Source organism: Actinoplanes subtropicus (assembly GCF_000721705.1).
Classification (GTDB): domain Bacteria; phylum Actinomycetota; class Actinomycetes; order Mycobacteriales; family Micromonosporaceae; genus Actinoplanes; species Actinoplanes subtropicus.
The window spans coordinates 1-2871 of sequence record NZ_JOJL01000099.1 but is presented as its reverse complement, the minus strand read 5'-3'; the positions used below and the strand labels follow the sequence as shown (position 1 = coordinate 2871).

At 73.0% G+C, this 2871-nt stretch carries 5 protein-coding genes; all 5 read right to left on the bottom strand.

The features are described 5' to 3' along the window. Positions 1 to 893, bottom strand: an 893-nt coding sequence (locus IH26_RS55160) for a hypothetical protein (RefSeq protein WP_034218268.1), incomplete at its 3' end; no start/stop codon positions are given. A 100-nt stretch (positions 894 to 993) separates the two neighbouring features. Then, positions 994 to 1299, bottom strand: coding sequence for a hypothetical protein (locus IH26_RS0152175; RefSeq protein ID WP_030443759.1), 306 nt, complete (start codon positions 1297 to 1299; stop codon positions 994 to 996). A gap of 5 nt (positions 1300 to 1304) precedes the next feature. Beyond that, positions 1305 to 1697 carry a nuclear transport factor 2 family protein gene (locus tag IH26_RS0152170; protein WP_030443758.1) on the bottom strand — a complete coding sequence of 131 codons (393 nt, stop codon included), beginning with the start codon at positions 1695 to 1697 and terminating at the stop codon, positions 1305 to 1307. Further along, the gene (locus IH26_RS0152165; RefSeq protein WP_030443757.1) at positions 1694 to 2239 is read right to left on the bottom strand and encodes a hypothetical protein; all 546 of its coding nucleotides are present in this window, start codon (positions 2237 to 2239) and stop codon (positions 1694 to 1696) included. The genes IH26_RS0152170 and IH26_RS0152165 overlap by 4 nt, the downstream gene beginning before the upstream one ends. Positions 2240 to 2267: 28 nt before the next feature. Beyond that, positions 2268 to 2714 carry a cytidine/deoxycytidylate deaminase family protein gene (locus tag IH26_RS0152160; protein WP_245666073.1) on the bottom strand — a complete coding sequence of 149 codons (447 nt, stop codon included), beginning with the start codon at positions 2712 to 2714 and terminating at the stop codon, positions 2268 to 2270. Between the last annotated feature and the right edge of the window lie 157 nt (positions 2715 to 2871).

Below are 2871 nucleotides of genomic sequence, written 5' to 3'. Positions count from 1 at the left end.
GTGCGAGCGGCCCGGTCGGTGGGGAGGTAGAGGCCGGCACGGTGGGCGGTGCGGGCCTCGGTGGTAAAGGCGGCCACCCGGCTGGGAAGCACCAGCCGGAACTGGATCGGGCCGCCGGAGGTGGCTTGTAGCAGGCCGTAATACTCGGGCGCGACCGGCGGCTTGGCGCGCAGATCGGGTGCGGCGGGCCAGAGCGTCAGCGCCGCCCCGGCCGGGACGCTCGCGCGGGTCGCGGTGACGTCGCCGTCGGCGGGCAGAGCGAGCCAGCGGCGGGACAATACCGGTGTGGTCTCCAACAGGGCGGCGCCGCCGGGAGCCCGCGCCGCCTCGGACACCGCGGCCCAGAAACCGTCGTCGGCCGGCGCCGATGCCGCGGCCCCGGGCGGCGCTTCGTAGCGCACCGGGGGGTCGGACACTATCGGTGGCAGCAACTCGGGATCCTCGGCGTACGGCTCGATCTGGCCGCTGACCACACCGCGGACCACGTCTCGCACCTTGACCAGGCCGAACAGGCCGGCCGCCAGCGCGGTCGCCCACAAGGCGGACGAGAGCAGGACGGCGCGGTCCGATCCGGAGATCACGATGTCGACGGCGAGAAGGACCCCGGCCAGCTGGAACGCCCAGTGCCGCCCCAGGCCGCTCGCGTCGTCGCCGAACGAGCGCAGGATCCGCTTGGTCCATCGCTGCCAGCCGAGCTCAGCGAGCAGCAGGGCGACAACGGCCATCCGGTCGGCAGTCGCCCACGAGCCGGCAGTCGCCCACGAGGTCCCCGACGTGACGAGCATGACCGCCGCAACGACGTGCAGGACGGCGACCACGCTACCGAGGACGAGCAGAGCGCTGGTCGACGTCTCCCACTGGCGCGGCGTGTGCGAAACGGACGAGGTGACCACGACCCTTACCCTTCCCCCGAAATCGGCGCGCCCATTGAACAGCGCCGAGGATCATCTCGTCAACGGACAGCGCGGCACGGATGACCGGGTGCCGGCCACGCTAGGCGGCGCGATGGCCGCGCACCAGCGTCCCGTACGCCACCCACACCGGCTGCCCGCTGGCGTTGATCCCGGCCGCGACGCGCAGGCCCAGCACCACGTAGATGCCGGCGCCCGGGTTGCGGCGCCGCACGGCCTCCGCGTACGCCCGGCGCGCCCGCAGCAGCGCCCGCGTCTCCAGGGCCTTGGTCGCCTCGGCGGCGGAGTTGGCGAGGGCCTGCACGAGACCGATGTACCGGTCCGGCACGTACCCCAGCAGATTCTCGACGGTGACCAGCGTGACGGTGTCCGGTTCGCCGGGGTCCATAGTGTTCAGCGTAACGGCGTACGCCTCGGCGTCACCGTGCGCCGCGCGATGCGCCAGCCGTCCGCGGTGTTCCGCAGCTCGTCCGCGTAGACGACGCTGCCCGTGCTGCCGTCGGTCAGGACGCCGATGCCCTTGGACACCGCCCGCACCGTCCCGTCCGCGTCCTCGCGCACCACGATGTTGGTCACGTGGTGCCCGACCGGGTTCCGGTCGCCGAGCGCCCGCCCGGCCGCCGCGATCGCCTCCGGCCCGTGCAGCTCGCCCGCCCCGTACGCGGAAAGGTCGTAAACCACGTCCGGCGTGAAGAGCTCACCGAGCCGATCGAACTCGCCCGCGTCCATCAGATGGCCGTGCAAGCCGAGCAGCTCGTGGATCGCCAGCCGATCGGAAACGTTCACGGCACGAAGAGGAACGCCACCCCGGGCGCGCCCGGATGCTCGGCCAGCCCCTCCACGTCGGTGAACGATGCCAGCCGGGCCAGCGCCGCCTCCGCCGAAGCCGCGTCGCCGAGCTGCACCCGGATCCCCGCGAACGACAGCCACGCGTCCACGGTGATCGACGCCGGCCCCAACCCGTCGAGGTCGCCGGAGACCGTCACGAGCACCCGGATCCGGGAGCCGTCCTGCTCGGACACGCTCAGGCTCACCCGGTCGTACCGGTGATGGCCGTGATGGTGCACGCTCGCCTCGGCCGGCTCCGCGAACGACCCGCTCTCCGCCGACAGCCCGGCCATCGATCGCCAGCCCGGCGCTTCCAGCGGAACCCACTCCACGTCCAAGGCTGCCGGAAAGCCCCCGACCGGCTCGAACGGGACCCGGAACGTCCAGGTCAGCGCCGGCGGCAGACCGACTGCCTGGTTGTCGAACAGCAACCCGTGCCACTCGCCGCCCGCGGCGGGCACGAGATCCCGGGCATTCAGCCCACCCTCGTCGTCACCCACGGCGGCGAGTCTCCCACAGCGCCCTCCACTACAGACCGGGCAGGTGGCCGTTCACCGCCCTGGCCTGCGGCGCGAACTCCGCCAGCTCGACCACCCGCACCCCGGCCGCGGTCAGCAGCGCCACCCCCTCGCAGGTCACGAAGATGTCCGGTTCCCGCCAGGCGATCACCACCCGCGGGATCCCGGCCGCCAGGATCAGGCTCGTGCACGTCGCGTCCGGCCGGTGCGCGCGCTTGGAGCACGGCTCGAGCGTGCTGTAGAGCGTGCACCCGCGGAGATCCTGCCCGGCCGCCTTGAGCAGCGCGGACTCCTCGGCATGCACGAGCGGGTCGGTGTCGCGCGACCAGCCGGCCGAGATCTCCCGCCCGCCCGGATCGACGATCACCGACCCCACCGCGAACGCGCTCGCCGACCGGGGACAACGCCCGGCCAACTCCACCGCGTAACTCATCCACCGCGCATCGCCATCACGCACCGCGCCAGCGTAGCGACACTTCAAACCCCTTATGGCGTACGGGAGGCCCGAGTCCCCGCCGGCTGGTGCTTCCCAGCCGGGTGGCCGCCTTTACCACCGAGGCCCGCACCGCCCACCGTGCCGGCCTCTACCTCCCCACCGACCGGGCCGCTCGCAC